The following is an 18,812-nucleotide window of genomic DNA, read 5'->3' as shown; positions in this document are numbered from 1 at the left end:
CCGCAGTTCGTCGCGCCTTTCCGGCGCTTGTTCTTTCGGGCCGTTGATGCGTTCGCACAGGCCGGCCCCGGCCTTCCCTCAGGCGCGGTTCGCGCCGGACGCAGTTCGTTTGAGTGTGAGTCTCCCATCCGCCCCGATCGCAAAAACGCTACAGCTTCTGTGGTCGCTTTCAAGAAAAAAGAAAAACCGGTACGTATTAAATTTCTCGCTATTGCGAAGTGTTGCGGCGCAATAGTGGTGCTTTTTGAATATTGGGTTTGTAGGGGGTTGCGAGCGCAATTCGCCTGTCAGCTTGAAGGGGTGAGGCTGTCCGGGGTGTCTAGCGGTTGGGAATGAGCCCGCGCGTGATGATTGACGCGTAAGTCTTTATGGCTTGCTCGGGCGCTTGGACTTCGGCCCAGCGCCGCATCTCATAGGCCGTGTTCAGCGTCGCCATGATCATCTGCGCGGCGATCAGCGGATCAATCGCCTTGATTGAGGATTCGGTGATCCCGTCGATCAGGACACCCGCATAGCGCCGCGCCATCCGGTTGGAGCGTTCAATGACGCCGGCTCGGACATCGGGTGGCAGGGCGTAGAGCGCCGTGGTCCGAAGGAGTGGGGAGTCGCCATAGAACTGCAGCTCCAGCAAGGATGCGACCGAGGCGCACAGCTTGCGGTGATGGTCGCCTTCAATGCGCTCGGCGGCCCTCTGGGCAAGCGAGACCCGGGCATAGCTCAGGTCAAAGCAGGCCAGGACCAAATCGTCCTTGCTCTGCAAATGGTGATAGAAGCTGCCTTTGGTGACGGATAGCTCGGCCGCGATGCGATCCACAGACGCGCCGCGATAGCCCCAGTCATTGATGGTGATGGCGGCCGCCTTGAGAAAGGCGATATTCATGTCGCCCAGCCCTTTGACGGTTTCGGGCTCTTCAAGGGCCAGCAAGGCCGGGTCCCAGTCCCGCCCCGCACCGGAAACGCCATAGGCCAGCACTTCACTGAAGCGATGGGCCACGCGTTCGAAATCACCCAGTGAATAGCGCCGCAACCAGGCCTGGGCCCAGAACAGGTTCTCGAGCAGAACGTGGGTTTGCGCGGTCGCCAGATGCTTGCGCGATCCGTCGTCTTCTTCAAAGAACCGGCGCACGCGGCGGAACATGACGATGTACTGGTCGCTGAGGCGCGTGCGCAGTGGTTCGTTCAGGCTGCGAATGTGGGACAGGTTCGCCACGGGCGGGGCATCGCCCGAGCGGATTTGCGCAAACTGCTCCAGCGTCGCCCAGACCATGCGGTGCAGCTTGTCAAAGGGGGTCGGCTCAAGCTCGGCCTGATCGACGATCCTATTGTAGCGTTCGATCGCCGCTTCCAGAATCGCTTCCGCCAGCAATTCCTTGCGCTTGAAGTAATAGGTGATGCTGGTCGTGTTCAGCTCGATGGCCTGGGCGACCTTGGTCAAGGTCATGCCTTTATAGCCGAGCTCGTTGATCAGCTCGGTCGCCGCAGCAATGATCTGGTCGCGCTTGCGGTCATAGCGACTCGCCGCGGCGGAAAGGCCTGTCTCGGTCATGGCGTTAATCTAAAGGGCTTGCTGATAAACGCCACCGCTATAGCGCGTCTCGCCGTCATGCCGAGGCGCGCGTGGCAGCGAGTTCCGTCAGAATGCGCCTGACTTCAGTTTTCAGGATCTTCCCGCTGGCGTTGCGCGGCAACGGTCCGTCATGAACGCGCACGAGGACGGGTGTCTTGAAGCTTGCCAGCGCCTCGCGCACGAAGGCCTGAAGGTCCGCCTCGTCCGCCTGTGCGCCGGACGCCAGGGTGACAAGGGCGGCGGGCTCCTCTCCAAGCGTGCGGTGGGGAATCGCGGCCACGGCGGCATCCACAATGGCGGGATGCTCATACAGGCGGTTCTCGATCTCCACTGGATAGATGTTCTCGCCGCCGCGAATGATCACATCCTTCGCGCGATCAACGATGTAGCAAAAGCCCTCTTCGTCGAGCCGGGCGACGTCGCCGGTGCGCACCCAGCCCGCCTTGAAGGTGTCCGCCGTCGCGTCGGGCCGGTTCCAGTATTCGCGAACCACCATCGGGCCGCGCGCCCACAGCTCGCCCGATTGCCCGGCGGGCAGTTCGGTTTCGCCGTCCAGGCTCATGATCTTGAGCTCCGCCACGGGCACGGGCGGGCCGCAACTGTCGGGCCTGTTCAGATAATCCTCGCCATCATGGCGGGTGACCGTGCCGCTGGTTTCGGTCATGCCCCAGCCCGTACCCGGCTCACAGTTCAGATCTTCGGCGATCAGGCGGACCAGTTCGGGCGCAGCGGGCGCGCCGCCATAGGCGACCCCGGTGAGGGAGGACAGGTCAAATTCCTTGCGACGCGGATGTTCGATCAGGCTCCAGGCGATGGCGGGCACGCCCCCGGTATGGGTGATCTGTTCGCGTTCGATCAATTGGAGCGCTTCCAGCGGATCCCATTTGTCCATCAGCACGGTCTTGTGGCCCACATGCACGCTCGACAGCATGCGCGCATTGCAGGCGGTGACGTGAAATAGGGGTATGGGCAGGAGCGAGGCGCGCGGTTCAGGCTCGGGCACAGGCTCGCCGCGACGCAGGGCGGCGAAGGCGCCGGCATAGGCGGTGGACAGCACATTGCTCATCGAGCTGCGATGGGTGCCGAGCGCGCCTTTCGGCTTACCGGTTGTGCCGGAGGTGTAGAACAGGGTCGCCGGATCGTCCGGGGCGATGTCGATTTCGGGCAGGGGGCGCGGCGCCAGCGTCGCCCAGTCGTTCGGCGAGCCGATCAGGTCTTCAAGGCGTTCGGGCGCTGCGCCCGGCGCTGCGCGGCTGACCAGCACGTCACAGCTGATCGCCTGATCCGCCAGTATGTGCCAGCGGGCGGCGTCGCAGATCAGGGTGCGCGCGCCACTGTCCCTTATCGCGTACTCGAGCTCGGGCCCGGTCCACCAAGCGTTCAGCGGCACGGCGATGGCGCCCAGGACCGTGATGGCGAAATAGGCGATGGGAAATTCAGGCAGGTTGCGCATGGCGATCGCAACCCGGTCGCCCGGCTCGACGCCCCGCGCAAGCAAGGCGTCGGCCAGATGAGCGGTGGCGCGCCGGAAGGCGTCAAAACTGAGCCGCTCATCATTGAGAACCATGAAGTCCCGGTCGCCGTGCACCTTTGCGGCTTCGACCAGATCGGGCAGGATTTGCGGTCCGTTCTTCCACACCCGAACGGGCGCGCCATTGATCTGTTGTACCGTAAATTCGAAAAGCGCCCCCGGCGCGCATAGCTGCTCTTGAGCGGCTTGCGCCGTAAGCGCGGGCCATTCGCGCGCGCCCATCATGTTTCCTCCAAGGTATATATATATTGCGTTTTTCAAACGCTAGATCATGCTTGCGCGAACGGCAATTGATCAAATTCCCTCGCACAATCCTTGACCGCCGTGATCAGGCGATAGAAAAATCGGTATGCTGCAGCAAGACGCAAAGAGGCAAACGTGATGACAGTGAAGACTCAGGTGACGGACGGCGTGCTCGTGATCGTCTCGGACAATCCGCCGGTGAACGCGCTTTCCCATGCGGTGCGGTCCGGCCTCATGGACGCTGTCACAGCCGCCGGGTCCGATGACGCGGTGAAAGCCGTGGTGATCGCCGCTGACGGACGGACCTTTCATGCGGGCGCTGACATCACCGAGTTCGGAAAGCCGCCCCAGTCTCCGTCCTTGCCCGAAGTGATCGAGGCGATCGAAGCGCTGGACAAGCCTGTTGTCGCGGCGCTGCACGGCACGACGCTGGGCGGCGGGCTGGAAGTGGCCTTGGGCGCGCACTACCGGGTGGCGGCTCGCGGCTCGAAGCTGGGACTTCCCGAAGTCAAACTCGGCCTGTTGCCGGGCGCAGGCGGCACCCAGCGATTGCCGCGGGTGGTCGGTGTGGAAGCTGCGCTCGAGATGATCGCGAAAGGCGACCCGATCTCGGCGGAAAAGGCGCAAAGCCTCGGTCTGGTGGATGAGCTGGTGGAGGCGGAGAAGCTGCGCGACGCGGCCATCGCGTTTGCCAGGGCCAGGATTGCCGACGGGCCGCGCCGCAGCGGTGCGCGAACGGACAAGCTCTCTGCGGATGCGGAGGTCTTTCACGCCTTCGCCCAGAAAAACGCCCGCCGCTTCCGTGGCATGGACGCGCCGCAGGCCTGTATCGAGGCGGTGAGGGCGGCGACCGAGAAGCCCTTGTCCGAAGGGCTGAAACTGGAACGCGAACTGTTCACCAAGCTGATGACGGGCGACCAGTCCGCAGCATTGCGGCACCTGTTCTTCGCCGAACGCGCCGCCGCCAAGATTGATGACATCGCCAAGGACACGCCGCGCAAGACAGTGTCCAAGGTCGGTGTGATCGGCGCGGGCACCATGGGCGGCGGGATCACCATGAACTTCCTGTCCGCGGGCATCCCGGTCACCCTGGTGGAGCGCGAGCAAGCTGCGCTCGACCGCGGCGTTGCGACCATTCGCAAGAATTACGAGGCCAGCGCCGCCAAGGGACGTTTGAGCCAGGACCAGGTTGAGGCGGCCATGGCGCGTCTCACCCCGACCCTGGACATGGACGCCCTGTCGGACTGTGATCTGATCATCGAGGCGGTCTTCGAGCTGATGCGGATCAAGAAGGAGATTTTCTCGGCGCTGGATTCCATCGCCAAGGACGATGCGATCCTTGCCACAAACACCAGCTATCTGGATGTGAACGAGATCGCGGCGGTGACCCAGCGGCCTGAATCGGTGCTCGGTCTGCACTTCTTCTCGCCAGCCAACATCATGAAGTTGCTGGAGATTGTTCGCGGCGCCAAGACCGCCGACACGGTTCTGGCGACGGCCATGGATCTGTCGCGCAAGATCGGCAAGGTGGCTGTGGTCGCCGGGGTGTGTCACGGCTTCATCGGCAACCGCATGCTGGCCCAGCGCCAGGCGGAGGCCAACAGCCTGATCCTCGAGGGCGCCAAGCCCTGGGATGTGGACCGGGTGCTGGTGGAGTTCGGCCTGCCCATGGGCCCGTTCCAGATGGCGGACCTGGCGGGGCTGGACATCGGCTGGGATCCGGACGCCACTTCGTCCTCCACGGTGCGCGAAATCCTGTGCGAGCAGGATCGCCGGGGCCAGAAAACGGGCGCGGGCTTTTATGATTACGACCAGAACCGTCGCGGCGCGCCGTCCGAGCATGTGGAGCGGTTGATCGCCGAGTTCGCTGACAAGGCCGGCTATAAGCAACGCGCGATTGATGATCAGGAAATCCGCGAACGCCTACTCTATCCCATGGTCAATGAAGGCGCCAAGATCCTTGATGAAGGCATCGCCCAGCGCGCCTCCGATATCGATGTGGTCTGGGTGTATGGCTATGGCTGGCCGACCTATCGCGGCGGGCCGATGTTCTGGGCGGATCAGATCGGCGCGAAAACCGTGCTCGACGGACTGGAGAAGCATGCGGACCGTTTCGCGCAGGGCTTTGAAATCAGCCCCTTCCTGCGGCGCAAGGCACAGGAGAACGCACCCTTCAACTAGGGTCAGCAATCCGGCTCTGGCGCGCAGCCGTTAAACGCGCGCCATCAAAAAACAGAACAAGATTTCCGGGGAGTCCATCATGGCTGAGGCCGCATCCGATCAACCACCTGTCCAGCCCTTGGCCGCGCCCAAGCGGCGCTATGCCCTGACGGTGCTGTTGGTCATCTACATCCTGAACTTTCTTGACCGTCAGGTCGTCAACATCCTGGCCGAGCCTATCAAGGTCGAGCTGGGTCTGGCGGACTGGCAGGTGGGCGTGCTCACCGGCCTGGCCTTCGCCCTGTTTTATACTTTCCTGGGCCTGCCCATTGCGCGGCTCGCCGAGCGCGGCAACCGGGTGAAAATCATATCGGTGGCCGTGGCGGTCTGGAGCCTGTTCACCATGGCGTGTGGTCTGGCGACCAATTTCGCCCAGCTTCTGCTGGCGCGGATTGGCGTCGGCGTCGGTGAAGCAGGCTGTACGCCGCCGGCGCACTCGCTGATCTCTGATTATGCGCCCAAGGAGAAACGCGCCTCGGCGTTGGCCTACTACTCGCTGGGCATCCCGCTCGGCTCACTGGCGGGTATGGCGCTAGGTGGTCTCATTGCAGACGCCTATGGCTGGCGGGCGGCCTTCTTTGTGGCGGGCGCTCCGGGCGTTCTGATGGCGCTGCTCGCCTGGTTCACCTTGCCCGAACCGCGTACGGACCGGCCCAAGACGCCAAGCGATACCGGCCCGACCCTGGGTGAAGCTGCCCGTGAGTTGCGCGGCAAGTCCGCCTTTTGGTGGATCGCGTTCGGTGCAGCCATCAACGCCATGGTGTCTTACGGCCATATCGCCTTTTACGGCTCCTTCTACATGCGCAACCACACCGACGGTCTGGCGGCGATTTCCCAGAATCTGGAGAATGTGACCGGGGTGGCGCTGGGCCCGATCGGGTTCATTGGATTGGTGCTCGGAATTCTGATCGGTATTTTCGGCGCGATCGGCACCTATCTGGGCGGCTTCATTTCCGACCATGTGGGTCGCAAGGATGCGCGGGCCTATACCCTGGTGCCCGCCCTTGCTTCGGTGCTGTCCGTGCCGCCCTTCTTGTGGGCCATGCTCACCCCTTCGGTATCGCTGTCGCTGATCCTTCTGACCATTCCGGTGCTGCTGAACGCGGTCTGGTACGGGCCGATCTTCGCAACGGCCCAGGGGCTGGTGCGTCCGCAAACCCGTGCGACCGCTTCGGCGCTTTTGTTGTTCGTGATCAACCTGATCGGTCTGGGGCTGGGTCCGCTCAGCGTCGGCCTGCTCTCTGACAGCTTCTCGGCCAGCGGCATGGATGTGGCCGAGGGCCTGCGCTGGGCGATCATCGTGGTGGCGGTGTTCGGCGCGACCAGTCTGATCGGCTTTGTCATGGCGTCGCGCAAACTGCGCGAGCAAATGGTCAGCTAGACGATAGCGCGCACCAGGCGTGCTTGTTCAGACGGGCGGTGTTGGCTATCGTTTCGACGATGCTGCACCGCCCGTTTCATTTCCTGCTCATGGTGCTGACCGTGTTGATGGTCAGCGCGCAAATGGCGTGTGCGGCGGACGATCTGATGATCAAGGCCGGGCAGGGCCATTCCGTCCACCATGCGGACGCCGATCACGATCATCATGACGCAGAGGCCCCCTGTCAGGAGGCCTGTGTGACCCACCATCTGGTGTTGCTGCCCACAGCGGTCGAACCCACGCTGCTGGCCGAACGCGGCCTGACCCGCGCCAGTGCGCCCCAGGCGTTCAGCACGCGGGCCACCGCGCCGCCTTATGCCCCGCCCCGGAGCGTCATCGTCTGAACCGTTTCACGACGCACTGACCTTCAGGGATTTCCATGACTTTCAAGACTGATGGAAGGCTTTACGCCTTCCCCCTCGCTGCGGCTGTCGCAGCGATATCGCTCGGGCTGTCGGCGTGTGGCGCGCCGTCCCCGGTAACGGCTGGCCATGACCATGGCGGCTCTGTTGAAGACCATGACGCAGGGCATGATCACGATCACGAAGGGGCGGAGGACCATGAACGGGTCCGGCTGTCTGATGAAGACCGTGAGGCGCTGGGCGTCACGCTCGGCATTGTCGACGCCGGGCCGGTGGGCGGCTGGGTCGAACTGCCCGGCGAGGTGCGGTTTGACGAGAACCGGATCGCGCTGGTCTCAGCGCCCGTAGAGGGCGTGATCCGCGAAGTGCACGCCAGCGTGGGCGATGCCGTGCAAGCCGGAGACCTCCTGGCCTATGTGGACAGCCGCGAACTGGCGGAAGCCAAGGCGGACTATCTCTCCTCGCTCGCCTCGCTGGAGCTGGTCCGCCCCGAATTCGAGCGTGAACGCGAACTCTTTGATCGGGGCGTATCCACCGAGAGCCGCTTTCAGACCGCGAGACGCGCATTGGAAGAAGCGCGCATCGCCGTCAGGAGCGCCGAGTTCCAGCTTGATGCGCTGGGCATTGATGCAGCGGCGCGCGACACGCTCGCTGACCCCGAAACCGGGTCCCTGAGCCGCTATGCGCTGCGCGCGCCCATGAGCGGGGTGATCACGCAGCGCCACGCCGTGCGCGGCGAGTTCGCCGAGGCGGGCGATGTAATGCCGACCTTCACCATCGCGGATGCCAGCCAGGTCTGGGTGGATGCGGCGGTCTATGGCCCGGATCTGATGCGCGTGCGTCCCGGCGCTCGCGCGCGCATTCGTTGGGGAGCCGAGGCGGTGATTGAAACCGAGGTGAGTTTCATTGCGCCCCAGATTGGCGCAGAGACGCGGACGGGCCTGGCCCGGCTGATCGTCGACAATGAAGCGGGACGTTTGATGCCCGGCGCCTTCGTCACTGTGGAGCTCGAAGACGGCGCGGCCGCTCAGCTGCTTCGGGCGCCCGCCAGCGCTGTCCAGACCCTTGAGGGGGACAGCGTAGTGTTCGTGCCCGAGGGCGACGGGTTTGAACCGCGCCCGGTCCGGTTGGGGCGGCGCAGCGCTGACTTTGTTGAGATCGTCTCCGGTCTGAGCGAGGGCGAAGAGATTGTGGTGGCCGGCGCCTTTGCGCTGAAGGCCGAACTCCAGAAGGGAGATTTCGGTGATGGCCATAACCACTAAAGCGTCCAACCCTGAGCGCCTGGGCTGGGCGCACAAGATAGTCTCGGCCAAGGGGCTGGCCCTGTTCGCCTTCCTGGCTGTGCTCGTCGCCGGCGTCTGGTCATGGCGGACCTTGCCGGTGGACGCCTTCCCCGACATTACGCCGCCGCTCGTGCAGGTTTTCACGGTCACCGACGGGCTCTCCCCTCAAGAAGTCGAGCGCTATGTCACCTTTCCGGTAGAGACCGCCATGAGCGGCCTGCCCGGACTGGACCAGGTGCGTTCGAACTCGACCTTCGGCCTGTCTGTGGTGACGGTCTATTTCGAGGATGGGACCGATATCTACCTGGCGCGCCAGCTGGTCTCCGAACGCCTGGACGCGGCGCGGGCGGACATGCCGCCAGGCTTCGGAGAGCCGGAGCTGGGGCCCATCACCACCGGGCTGGGGCAGGTCCTGTTCTACTATCTCGAGAGTGCAAACGCGGACCTGATTGGCCTGCGCACCGTACAGGACTGGCTGGTGAAGCTTGATCTGCAGACCGTGCCCGGGGTCACCGAAGTGCTTTCGCTAGGCGGGTATGAGCGTCAGTATCAGGTCAATGTGCGGCCCCAGGCGCTGGTTCAGTATGACCTTGTCATGGGCGATGTCATCACCGCGCTGGAACGGGCGAACCTCAATGCCGGCGCTCAATACATTGTCGAGAACAATGAGCAATACACCGTGCGGGCCGAAGGCCTGCTGCACGGCGAGGCGGATTTGCGCCAGGTGGTTGTGAAAGCCGTGGACGGGGTGCCTGTGGTGATGGGTGAGATCGCCGACATTGCGGTCGGCGGAGCGCCACGTCAGGGGCTCGCCACGATGAACGGCGAGGGCGAGGTGGTCGCCGGGCTGGTGCTCAAACTGACCGGGGCGAACACCAATGCGGTCATCGCCGCCGTCACGGACCGGCTTTCGGCGGTCAATGACGCCTTGCCCGACGGCGTGGTGGCGCGGCCCTATTATGATCAGTCCGAGCTGGTGGGGCAGGCGGTCTCCACCATGACCACCGCGCTGTGGCAGGGCGCGCTGCTGGTCGGGGTGCTCTTGATGGTGTTCATGGGCGGCTGGCGTCCGGGCCTGATCGTGGCGGCCTCCATACCCTTTTCGGTGGCCTTCGCCTTGATCGCCATGCGCGTGCTGGATGTGTCGGCGAACCTGATGTCGCTGGGCGGCATCGCCATCGCCATCGGCATGATGGTCGATGGGGCGGTGGTGATCGTGGAGAATGCCCGCCGCCGGCTGTCTGGCGAGGCGGGACAGGATGAGACCGCCTTGCTGGCGGCCTCCCTCATGGAGGTGATCAAGCCGCTCGGCTTTTCCATCGCGATTGTCATGCTGGTCTTCCTGCCCATTGTCACCTTGCAGGGCGTGGAGGGGAAAACCTTCCGGCCTCTGGCCTTCGCGGTGATCCTCGCCATGGCCGGATCACTGGTGTTTGCGCTTTTCGTCGCGCCGGCGGCCAGCCGCTTGCTCAAAGCGCCCGCCCGTCCGGCTGGGACAGAGCCCACCGGAAGGCTCGAAGCCCGGCTGGGCGCCGCGATCGGCTTTTTCGTGGCGCGCCGCGCTTTGGCGGCGGGACTGGCGATGGCGATGCTCGCCACAGGGGCGCTCGCCTTCACGCGTCTGGGCTCTGAATTCTCACCGCGTCTGAACGAAGGCGATATCCTGGTGCGGATGACCATGGCGCCGTCGATCTCCCTGGATGCGGCGAAAGAGACGGTGACACGGTTTGAACGCGACGTGCTGGAGCGCTTTCCCCAGGTCGAGCGTGTCGTGACCCGTGTGGGACGCGGCGAAGTCGGCGCTCATGCTGATCCGGTCAACAACGCGGAATCCTTTCTGGCGCTCAAGCCCCGGGCCGAATGGGGCGCGGTGCGCAATCAGGAGGCCCTGCTGGCGCAGATGAGCGCGGCGTTCGAGGACTTCCCCGGCGCGCAGTTCAATTTCACCCAGCCCATTGCGGCGGCGACGGATGAACTTCTCACCGGTTCGCGCGCCGAGATCGCCATCAAGCTGTTCGGGCCTGACACCGATGTGCTGGCGCAGGAGGCGGATGAGGTCGCCGCTGTCGTCAGCACCGTGCGCGGCGCGGCCGATGTGCAGGTCGAACAGGTCGGCGGCGCTCCGCAGATCAGCATCGAGGTCGATCGCGCCGCCATGGCGCGATACGGGCTTCAGGTCGCCGATGTGCTGGAGACGGTCCAGGATGCGATTGGCGGCGCCCGGGCCGGCCAGGTGTTTGACGGCGTACGCCGGTTCGACATCATCGCCCGTTATGCCGAAGCGGACCGGGACACGCCCGAACGGATCGCCCGCACCCTGATTGAAGGGCCCAATGGCGAGCGTCTGCCCTTGGGGGCGCTGGCGCGGGTCGAGCGCATCGAGGGGCCGCGTCAGGTGACGCGGGAGAACGGACGGCGTTTCATCACCATCCAGACCAATGTCCGCGAACGCGATATCGGCTCCTTTGTGCAAGACGCGCAGGCCGCAGTCGCTGACCAGCTCGAGCTGCCCCCGGGTTATCTCCTGGAATGGGGCGGTCAGTTCGAGCTTCAGCAACAGGCGAACGCCCGATTTGCGGTGATCGTGCCGGTGACGCTGGGGCTGGTGTTTCTCCTGCTGTTGGCCGCGTTCGGTCGACTCAAGAGCGCGGCGTTGATTGTCCTGAACATTCCGTTGGCGCTTGTCGGCGGGCTGGTGGCGCTCTGGCTATCGGGGCTGAATCTGTCCGTGCCCGCCTCGGTCGGGTTTATCGCCTTGTTCGGCATTGCGCTGGGCAACGCCATGGTGCTCGTCTCCTTCCTGGATCGTCTGGCGCGGCAGGGCGGCGATCGCGACAGTTTGAGTGTTCAGGGGGCGCTCTTGCGCGTGCGGCCGGTCCTGATGACCGCGGCGACCACCATGCTGGGACTTGCACCCTTGCTGTTCGCAAGCGGCGTCGGTTCGGAGGTGCAGCGCCCCTTGGCGACCGTGGTGATCGGCGGGCTGGTCAGCTCGACGCTGGTGACGGTGTTCATTGTGCCGGCCGTCTATGCGTGGTTCGCACCAAGGCCGGAGCAAGTCGCTGATTGAAAAGGCCGTCTGAGGCGTGGGCCAAAAGGCGTCGTCAGACGGTTAAGAATAGATTAACATGCGTCCATGTCTAGGAGGGGCGCATGCTGAGGCTGTTGGCTCTATGGGGAAGGCGCATTGTCATCGCCGTCATGCTGGCGGGGATGGGGGGCACGGCTCTGGCCCAGAGCGCGCGTCTGACCAATGTACAGCCCGTAGAGCCACGCCCTGACGCGCCCGTCGCTGTTGCAGTGGATTGGCAGGCCGTGCGCGAGGATATGCAGCAGCGTCAACGCGCGCGCTTTACCGCGGTGCGCGCGGCGCCCGCTCCTGTCATGGCCGGCAATATCACCGCTGATGAGGCCGTGATCAGTGAAGTCCCCGTCCTGACGCCGACGCAACAGTCGCTGGGCTTTGACGCTCCGGTCCAGGGGCGACTTTTTCCGCGTGTCGATTTCTACACGCTCGTGATCGAGGGCGACGGGATTTTGATCGAAGTGTTCGGAACACGCTTGGCCCATGCCCGCCCGCCTGACCCGCTGACCGCGCGCCATCTGCGCGGGACCGGGGAGGAGGGGTACCGCAGCACGCCCACCGCTTATGGCCGGGAAATCACCTTCAATCGATATAATGCGGCCTATTCGATCACGCTCGAATGCGCGTCGCCGCAGTCTGATCCGCGATGCGTTGAACCCGATTATGGCGACCGCCTGCGCAATTCGCTCCAGCTGATGCCGGGCGCCCGGACCGGGGAGGCTGAGTGATGCCGCGCCCGATAGAGCTGGTCCTCGCCGCTCTGACGGCGCTCATCGGCGGGGCCGTCCTGGTGTGCTGGCCTGACAGTCAAACCCCCATTGCGCCGGAAGAGCCGGTTGAGGACATCGCGGAGCCGGAGCCGGAGCCGGAGCCGGAGTCGGAGCCGGAGCCGGAGCCGGAGCCGGAGCCCGAGCCCGAGCCCGAGCCTGAACCTGAATCTGAACCTGAACCGGACGGACCGCTTCTGGATGAGGGGCTGGACCCGGTGGCCTTCCTGCCGCCGGGGGATCTGGTTCCCGATAGCGGTGCGGGTCAGGTCGCCCAGATCAATTATGCGCCGGGCATGCGGTTCCCCCTCGAAGCGGGGCAGGCTTACGCCAACTCCCAGGTCTACGGTCATGGCGGTTATCTGGGGCCGGGCGGCGGTCAATGCGCGGCAGCGAACTACAGCTATGCCTGGCGTGACAATTTCTGTGAGACGCGTGGCTATGCCACGCCCATGTGCCCGTCAGGCACGGGCCATCAGGGCCAGGATATCCGCCCCGCCAGTTGTGAAGATGCCCGACACTGGGCCGTCGCAGCAGATGATGGCGTGATCACCTCGGTCGGGTCTTATTCGGTCCGGCTGATGAGTGCGGACGGGGTGCGCTACACCTATCTACATCTGGAGCGGGACAGCCTGGAGGTGGAGCCGGGCGACCCAGTGAGCCGGGGCGAACGCCTGGGGCTGGTCTCCAACGAGTTTGGTGGAAACGCCACCACCATTCATCTGCATTTCGAGATCAAGATGGCGATCGCAACGAGCCAGGGGCTGCAGAACACCCATGTTCCGCCCTATATGGCGCTGGTCGACAGCTATCAGGCCCTGCTTTCGGAAACCGATACGGGTTCCGACTAGTCAGGCGCGCTTCTCATCATCGAGAGCTGATCATTTCGGTGAATCTGTTCACCTGGAATTTCAGGGTTCTCGTTGAACAGATTCGGGTTGTGGTCTTTCGCGCCCTGCGCGTGCGTGATTGCGACCAAGGTCGATGTGCCGTTTTGGTGCGTAATTTTCAATTGTTCAAATAAAACAATCAACTGGATCTCAGTTCTGCGAGTTATTCGCATATAACTCAGGAATTCTCGAAATTATTCATTAAGACAATTCGGCGAATATGTTTATTAGACGAACTCATTATACGCATTCAGAATCACTGAAGCGTGGGCAAAGGGGGCTGACATGGCAGCACTTGCTGAACGTACGGACTTCACCTTGCGCGACCCGGGCGCGCTGGGCGCACTGCTGGTCTATGATTGGCGGCTCCGCAAACTGCTCACCGATGACGAGGTGATCACGGAAGCGGTGGATCGTCCGGTTTCAACGGGTGTTCTGCGCCATCTCCAGCGGCTGGGCTTCATCAAGGCGGTCCATGGCGTGCGTCCCCATGGGGGCCGGATGCGTCTGTGGCCGATCGAGGAAGTGCTCAAACTCCAGATCGTCCTGGACCTGCGCCACACGACCGGCGCGCGTTTGTCCGCCTGTGTGGACGCCCTCAATCTCGACCCGCAGATCATCAAGGACGCCCTTGATGATTGGGAGCGTCATGTGGGCGGCAAGTCCGACGAACGCAGCAGCGTGAAGCTGTCCCGCGACGGACGTCATCCGCTGACGGATTCCGCATTTATTTCAGAGCTTTCGAATGCATCTGTGCAGGCCTTCATCTGCCGCAGCGGGTTCGACACCGTCTCTGAGCCGGCGTTTCTTTTATAGCTTAAGTACCTTGCGCGGCGCCGCAGCAATTGCTTTCCTGATCAAAACCGGTTCGCATACGCGAAAAGACCGATTGATCAGGGAGGCATTTTGCCATGAGCGATATTCGTTTTGATGGCCGCGTCGCCATTGTGACCGGCGCGGGCGCGGGTCTGGGGCGTTCACATGCACTGGAGCTGGCGCGTCGCGGCGCGAAAGTCGTCGTCAATGACCTGGGCGGCGCCGTGGACGGCACGGGCGCGTCCCTGAGCGCGGCGGAAACCGTCGTCGAAGAGATCAAGGCCGCTGGCGGCGAGGCCATGGCCAATGGCGCCAACGTCACCAAGCCCGATGAAGTCGCCGACATGGTCGAAGCCGCGCGCAAGGCGTGGGGCAAGGTCGACATCCTGGTCAACAATGCCGGGATCCTGCGTGACAAGAGCTTCTCCAAGATGACCCTGGACGACTTCCGCGCCGTGATGGAAGTCCATCTGTGGGGCGCGACCGTCTGCACCAAGGCGGTCTGGGATCACATGAAAGAGGCTGGTTATGGCCGGATCGTGATGACCAGCTCATCCTCCGGCATCTATGGCAATTTCGGCCAGTCCAACTATGGCGCCGCCAAGATGGGGGTTGTGGGCCTGATGAACGTCCTCCATCTGGAAGGGCGCAAGAACAACATCAAGGTCAACACCCTGTCCCCGACCGCTCATACCCGGATGACCGAAGGGCTGATCCCCGAAGAGGCCGCCAAGCTGATGACGCCCGAAAGCGTTACGGCGGGGCTGATCGCCCTGTGCGCGGAGAACGCCCCCGAACGTACCATTCTGTGCGCCGGCGCGGGCGGGTACGCCGCCACCAAGATCTACGAGACGCCGGGCGTCTACCTGCCGCCTGAAGAGCAGACGGCCGAAAACGTCATGGCCAATCTCGACAAGATCACGTCTGATCATGGCCAGGAAGAATACGAGGAAGGCGCGCGCCAGACCTTCAAGTTCATCCAGTACGCCGCCAAGCATTTCGACCTCGCCCTGGGCTAGGTCTCCATCCTTTAAGCCAGCAAAGGAGCTTTACCATGCGTGAAGCGCTTATCGTCTCCACCGCCCGTACGCCGATCGGCAAGGCCTATCGCGGCGCGTTCAACGACACCCAGGCCCAGGAACTGGGCGGCCACGCCATCAAGCACGCCGTCGAGCGCTCCAAGGTCGCCCCCGACGAGATCGAGGATGTGATCCTCGGCGCGGCCATGCAGCAGGGCTCAACCTTCCAGAATATCGGTCGCCAGGCCGCCATCCGCGCCGGTCTGCCGACCTCGGTGTCCGGCATGAGCATGGATCGCCAGTGCGCCTCGGGCATGATGGCGATCGCCACCGCCGCCAAGCAGATCATTTCCGACGGCATGAACGTCACCGTCGGCGGCGGCCTTGAGTCGATCTCCCTCGTGCAGAACGAGCACATGAACCTGCACAAGGCGTTCGATCCGTGGATCAACGAGCATCGCCCGGACCTGTACATGTCCATGCTGGAGACTGCTGAAGTGGTCGCCGAGCGCTATGGCATCTCGCGTGAGGCCCAGGACGAATACGCCCTGCAATCGCAGCAGCGCACGGCCGCGGCCCAGGAAGCGGGCAAGTTCAACGATGAGATCGTGCCGCTGCCGTCCACCATGCTGGTGAAGGACAAGGCGACGGGCGAGATTTCCAAGCAGGACGTGACGCTGGAGAAGGATGAGGGCAATCGTCCGTCCACCACGCTTGAAAACCTGCAATCACTGAACCCGGTCTTCGCCAATGGTCAGCAGATCAAGGAAGGCAAGTTCATCACGGCCGGCAACGCCTCCCAGCTCTCTGACGGCGCGTCTGCGGCCGTGCTGATGGAAGGCAAGGAAGCGGAAAAGCGCGGCCTCCAGCCACTGGGCGCCTATCGCGGCATTGCGGTGGCCGGCCTTGATCCGGATGAGATGGGCATTGGTCCGGTTTACGCCATTCCCAAGCTTCTCAAGGCCAATGGCCTGACCATGGACGATATCGGTCTGTGGGAGCTCAACGAGGCGTTCGCGGTGCAGGTTCTGTACTGCCGCGACAAGCTGGGCATTCCGAACGAGAACCTGAACGTCAATGGCGGCGCGATCTCGGTGGGCCACCCCTACGGCATGTCCGGCGCCCGCATGGTCGGCCACGCCCTGATCGAGGGCAAACGCCGCGGCGCGAAATACGTTGTCTGCACCATGTGTGTGGGTGGCGGCATGGGCGCAGCCGGTCTGTTCGAAGTCCTCTAGGCGGCTTTCGCAGACCTGACAATTAAAGGCCGGCCTGGATGTCCAGGCCGGCCTTTTTAACGACGCCGCAGGGTCTGCAGCTCCTGAAGCGTCGTGTCTTTCACGATCAGCCGGCGTTCAGGGCGTAACCGGCCGAGCGCACGGTGCGGATCGGGTCATGTTCCCCGCCTGCGCTCAATGCTTTTCTCAGGCGTCCAATATGCACGTCTACCGTGCGGGCTTCCACATAAACGTCAGAGCCCCACACTGCATCAAGCAGTTGCTCGCGGGAGAACACGCGGCCGGGGTGCTGCATGAGATAGTCGAGCAGTCGGAACTCGGTCGGACCCAGATGGATTTCAAGGTCTGAACGCACCACACGGTGCGCCACCCGGTCAATGGTGATGTCGCCCACGGTCACGGAGTCTTCAGCCAGGCCCGGCCGGATGCGGCGGAGCACGGCGCGGACGCGCGCAAACAGCTCCTTCATCAGGAAGGGTTTGACGATGTAATCGTCTGCGCCGGTGTCCAGCCCGCGGATGCGATCGGCTTCCTCGCCGCGCGCGGTCAGCATGATGATCGGCAGATTGCGTGATTCATGCCGGCTGCGCAGGCGGCGGCAGACTTCAATGCCGGAAATCTTGGGCAGCATCCAGTCCAGCACGACCACGTCAGGCTGACGTTCCTCGACCAGCATCATCGCCTCTTCGCCATCGGCGGCGAGGGAGACCCGGAAGCCTTCCTTCTTGAGATTGTACGAAAGCAGCTCGGACAGAGCGTCTTCGTCTTCTACGACCAGAACATGCGGTTGCATGGCGAACCCCCTTCGCTAGGACGTTTCTGGACGAGGGCCGCGCGGCCGGTCGGCCGTCAGCTCTTGCCCGGTAACCAGGTAATGGACCACTTCGGCGACGTTCGTGGCATGGTCGCCGATACGTTCGAGATTCTTCGCAATGAAGAGCAGATGCGCGCCGGGCTCGATCATCGAGCCGTCCTCGCGCATGGCGGTGACGAGGTCGCGGAAGAGCGCATTGTAATGCTCGTCCACATCGTCATCGCGTTCCCAGACCGCCACCGCGCGACTGGCTTCGCCCGTCGCGTATGCGTCCAGAACCTGATGAAGATGGCTTTGCACCACGCGGCCCATCCGCTCGACGGCGCCGTTCAGGGCGGTCGGGTCGGAGGCGTTCAGCGTGTGCACGCGCCGGGCGATGGATTTGGCGAGATCGCCCACGCGCTCGAGGTCGGCGACGATTTTCAGCGCGGCGATGCACACCCGCAAATCCTGGGCGATGGGCTGACGCAGGGCGAGCAGCCGAATGATCTTCTTCTCGATATCGCGCTGCATCTGATCGACCTGGGCGTCACGGAAGCGCACTTCATCGGCCAGCTCGCCATCGCGATTGGCGGCGGCCTGCAGCGCGTCGCTGACCATGCTTTCGGCCAGCCCGCCCATGGCCGCCACATCGGCGGTCAGCTGCTCCAGCTCTTCAGAGAAGGCTTTGACGATATGCGGCGCGTTGTGCGTCGAGTTCATTGCGTTGGCCTTTCAAAGGTCCGATTGCGCGGGGGTTATCCGAAACGTCCGGTGATGTAGTCCTGGGTGCGTTGGTCGAGCGGGTTGGTGAAGATTTCCTCGGTCGGTCCGTACTCGACGAGTTTTCCGAGGTGGAAGAACGCCGTCATCTGCGACACGCGTGCGGCCTGGGCCATGGAGTGGGTCACGATGATCAGCGAGTAGTTTTCGCGCATCTCGTCGATCAGCTCTTCGATGCGCGCGGTCGCGATGGGGTCGAGGGCCGAACACGGCTCGTCCATCAAGATGACTTCGGGGTTCACCGCGATGGCGCGGGCGATGACCAGACGCTGTTGCTGGCCGCCCGACAGCGAGGTGCCCGGATGATGCAGCCGGTCGGCCACTTCCGCCCAGAGCCCGGCCTTGATCAGGCTGGTCTCGACGATGTGGTCGAGCTCGGCCTTGGTCTCGGCCAGGCCGTGAATGCGCGGGCCATAGGCCACATTCTCATAGATCGATTTCGGGAACGGATTGGGTTTCTGGAACACCATGCCGACCCGGGCGCGCAGCACCACCGGGTCCACATCGCGGCCATTGACCTCTTCGGAATCAATCCGGATCGATCCCGACACGCGCGCCGTATCGATCGTGTCGTTCATCCGGTTCACGCACCGCAGGAAGGTCGACTTGCCGCAACCGGACGGCCCGATGCAGGCGGTCACCGCGCGATCGGGGATCTCCAGCGTCACGTCCTCGAGCGCCAGCTTGCCGCCATAGCGCACGCTGACATCCTCGGTGGCCACCTTGATCGGCAACTGGGTGGTCAGCGGGTGATACCGGGTGGGCGGGTTGTCGATGGGGAAATCGAGCGTCATT

Annotated in this window: 15 protein-coding genes; 10 read left to right on the top strand and 5 right to left on the bottom strand. The window is 63.7% G+C overall.

What is annotated here, in order from left to right:
* Positions 1 to 319: 319 nt before the first annotated feature.
* A complete protein-coding gene (locus RBA95_RS03580; protein ID WP_306015438.1) occupies positions 320 to 1,546 on the bottom strand; it encodes a TetR/AcrR family transcriptional regulator in 1,227 nt (408 codons plus the stop codon).
* Positions 1,547 to 1,601: 55 nt separating this feature from the next.
* On the bottom strand, positions 1,602 to 3,320 hold the full coding sequence (locus tag RBA95_RS03575; protein ID WP_371933583.1) for a class I adenylate-forming enzyme family protein: 1,719 nt from the start codon (positions 3,318 to 3,320) through the stop codon (positions 1,602 to 1,604).
* A gap of 159 nt (positions 3,321 to 3,479) precedes the next feature.
* Here RBA95_RS03575 and RBA95_RS03570 point away from each other — a divergent pair, with 159 nt between their 5' ends.
* From RBA95_RS03570 to RBA95_RS03525, 10 genes are all read left to right on the top strand, one after another.
* Positions 3,480 to 5,522 carry a 3-hydroxyacyl-CoA dehydrogenase NAD-binding domain-containing protein gene (locus RBA95_RS03570; protein WP_306015436.1) on the top strand — a complete coding sequence of 681 codons (2,043 nt, stop codon included), beginning with the start codon at positions 3,480 to 3,482 and terminating at the stop codon, positions 5,520 to 5,522.
* 79 nt (positions 5,523 to 5,601) lie between these two features.
* Positions 5,602 to 6,942 carry an MFS transporter gene (locus tag RBA95_RS03565; RefSeq protein WP_306015435.1) on the top strand — a complete coding sequence of 447 codons (1,341 nt, stop codon included), beginning with the start codon at positions 5,602 to 5,604 and terminating at the stop codon, positions 6,940 to 6,942.
* 41 nt (positions 6,943 to 6,983) lie between these two features.
* Positions 6,984 to 7,325 (top strand): hypothetical protein, encoded by a 342-nt coding sequence (locus RBA95_RS03560; protein WP_306015434.1) that lies wholly within the window; start codon positions 6,984 to 6,986, stop codon positions 7,323 to 7,325.
* A 35-nt stretch (positions 7,326 to 7,360) separates the two neighbouring features.
* Positions 7,361 to 8,605, top strand: coding sequence for an efflux RND transporter periplasmic adaptor subunit (locus RBA95_RS03555; RefSeq protein ID WP_306015433.1), 1,245 nt, complete (start codon positions 7,361 to 7,363; stop codon positions 8,603 to 8,605).
* On the top strand, positions 8,589 to 11,696 hold the full coding sequence (locus RBA95_RS03550; RefSeq protein ID WP_306015432.1) for an efflux RND transporter permease subunit: 3,108 nt from the start codon (positions 8,589 to 8,591) through the stop codon (positions 11,694 to 11,696). Before RBA95_RS03555 ends, RBA95_RS03550 begins: the two co-directional genes overlap by 17 nt.
* 83 nt (positions 11,697 to 11,779) lie before the next feature.
* A complete protein-coding gene (locus RBA95_RS03545; RefSeq protein WP_306015431.1) occupies positions 11,780 to 12,439 on the top strand; it encodes a hypothetical protein in 660 nt (219 codons plus the stop codon).
* Entirely contained in the window at positions 12,439 to 13,329 is an 891-nt protein-coding gene (locus tag RBA95_RS03540; protein ID WP_306015430.1) for a M23 family metallopeptidase, read from the top strand. The genes RBA95_RS03545 and RBA95_RS03540 overlap by 1 nt, the downstream gene beginning before the upstream one ends.
* Positions 13,330 to 13,653: 324 nt before the next feature.
* The gene (locus RBA95_RS03535; RefSeq protein ID WP_306015429.1) at positions 13,654 to 14,184 is read left to right on the top strand and encodes a hypothetical protein; all 531 of its coding nucleotides are present in this window, start codon (positions 13,654 to 13,656) and stop codon (positions 14,182 to 14,184) included.
* Positions 14,185 to 14,279: 95 nt separating this feature from the next.
* Positions 14,280 to 15,203 (top strand): SDR family NAD(P)-dependent oxidoreductase, encoded by a 924-nt coding sequence (locus RBA95_RS03530; RefSeq protein WP_306015428.1) that lies wholly within the window; start codon positions 14,280 to 14,282, stop codon positions 15,201 to 15,203.
* Positions 15,204 to 15,238: 35 nt separating this feature from the next.
* A complete protein-coding gene (locus RBA95_RS03525) occupies positions 15,239 to 16,441 on the top strand; it encodes an acetyl-CoA C-acyltransferase (protein ID WP_306015427.1) in 1,203 nt (400 codons plus the stop codon).
* Positions 16,442 to 16,547: 106 nt separating this feature from the next.
* Here RBA95_RS03525 and phoB read toward each other — a convergent pair whose 3' ends face one another.
* Genes phoB through pstB form a run of 3 tightly spaced genes read right to left on the bottom strand, consistent with a single transcriptional unit; the run spans position 16,548 to position 18,811 of the window.
* A complete protein-coding gene (phoB, locus tag RBA95_RS03520; RefSeq protein WP_306015426.1) occupies positions 16,548 to 17,234 on the bottom strand; it encodes a phosphate regulon transcriptional regulator PhoB in 687 nt (228 codons plus the stop codon).
* A 15-nt stretch (positions 17,235 to 17,249) separates the two neighbouring features.
* The gene (phoU, locus tag RBA95_RS03515; protein ID WP_306015425.1) at positions 17,250 to 17,957 is read right to left on the bottom strand and encodes a phosphate signaling complex protein PhoU; all 708 of its coding nucleotides are present in this window, start codon (positions 17,955 to 17,957) and stop codon (positions 17,250 to 17,252) included.
* A 35-nt stretch (positions 17,958 to 17,992) separates the two neighbouring features.
* Positions 17,993 to 18,811, bottom strand: a complete 819-nt coding sequence (pstB, locus tag RBA95_RS03510) for a phosphate ABC transporter ATP-binding protein PstB (protein ID WP_371933580.1) — start codon at positions 18,809 to 18,811, stop codon at positions 17,993 to 17,995.
* Position 18,812: the final 1 nt, after the last annotated feature.

This window comes from Oceanicaulis sp. MMSF_3324 (genome assembly GCF_030733545.1).
Classification (GTDB): domain Bacteria; phylum Pseudomonadota; class Alphaproteobacteria; order Caulobacterales; family Maricaulaceae; genus Oceanicaulis.
This window is presented reverse-complemented; position numbering and strand designations above follow the sequence as displayed.

Excerpts from the sequence above, each read along its gene's own strand:
- RBA95_RS03580 (WP_306015438.1), bottom strand. The coding sequence starts at position 1,546 with ATGACCGAGACAGGCCTTTCCGCCGCGGCGAGTCGCTATGACCGCAAG.
- phoB (WP_306015426.1), bottom strand. The coding sequence starts at position 17,234 with ATGCAACCGCATGTTCTGGTCGTAGAAGACGAAGACGCTCTGTCCGAG.
- RBA95_RS03550 (WP_306015432.1), top strand. The coding sequence starts at position 8,589 with ATGGCCATAACCACTAAAGCGTCCAACCCTGAGCGCCTGGGCTGGGCG.
- RBA95_RS03575 (WP_371933583.1), bottom strand. The coding sequence starts at position 3,320 with ATGGGCGCGCGCGAATGGCCCGCGCTTACGGCGCAAGCCGCTCAAGAG.
- RBA95_RS03545 (WP_306015431.1), top strand. The coding sequence starts at position 11,780 with ATGCTGAGGCTGTTGGCTCTATGGGGAAGGCGCATTGTCATCGCCGTC.
- RBA95_RS03540 (WP_306015430.1), top strand. The coding sequence starts at position 12,439 with ATGCCGCGCCCGATAGAGCTGGTCCTCGCCGCTCTGACGGCGCTCATC.
- RBA95_RS03535 (WP_306015429.1), top strand. The coding sequence starts at position 13,654 with ATGGCAGCACTTGCTGAACGTACGGACTTCACCTTGCGCGACCCGGGC.
- RBA95_RS03530 (WP_306015428.1), top strand. The coding sequence starts at position 14,280 with ATGAGCGATATTCGTTTTGATGGCCGCGTCGCCATTGTGACCGGCGCG.
- pstB (WP_371933580.1), bottom strand. The coding sequence starts at position 18,811 with ATGACGCTCGATTTCCCCATCGACAACCCGCCCACCCGGTATCACCCG.
- RBA95_RS03565 (WP_306015435.1), top strand. The coding sequence starts at position 5,602 with ATGGCTGAGGCCGCATCCGATCAACCACCTGTCCAGCCCTTGGCCGCG.
- RBA95_RS03555 (WP_306015433.1), top strand. The coding sequence starts at position 7,361 with ATGACTTTCAAGACTGATGGAAGGCTTTACGCCTTCCCCCTCGCTGCG.
- phoU (WP_306015425.1), bottom strand. The coding sequence starts at position 17,957 with ATGAACTCGACGCACAACGCGCCGCATATCGTCAAAGCCTTCTCTGAA.
- RBA95_RS03570 (WP_306015436.1), top strand. The coding sequence starts at position 3,480 with ATGACAGTGAAGACTCAGGTGACGGACGGCGTGCTCGTGATCGTCTCG.
- RBA95_RS03525 (WP_306015427.1), top strand. The coding sequence starts at position 15,239 with ATGCGTGAAGCGCTTATCGTCTCCACCGCCCGTACGCCGATCGGCAAG.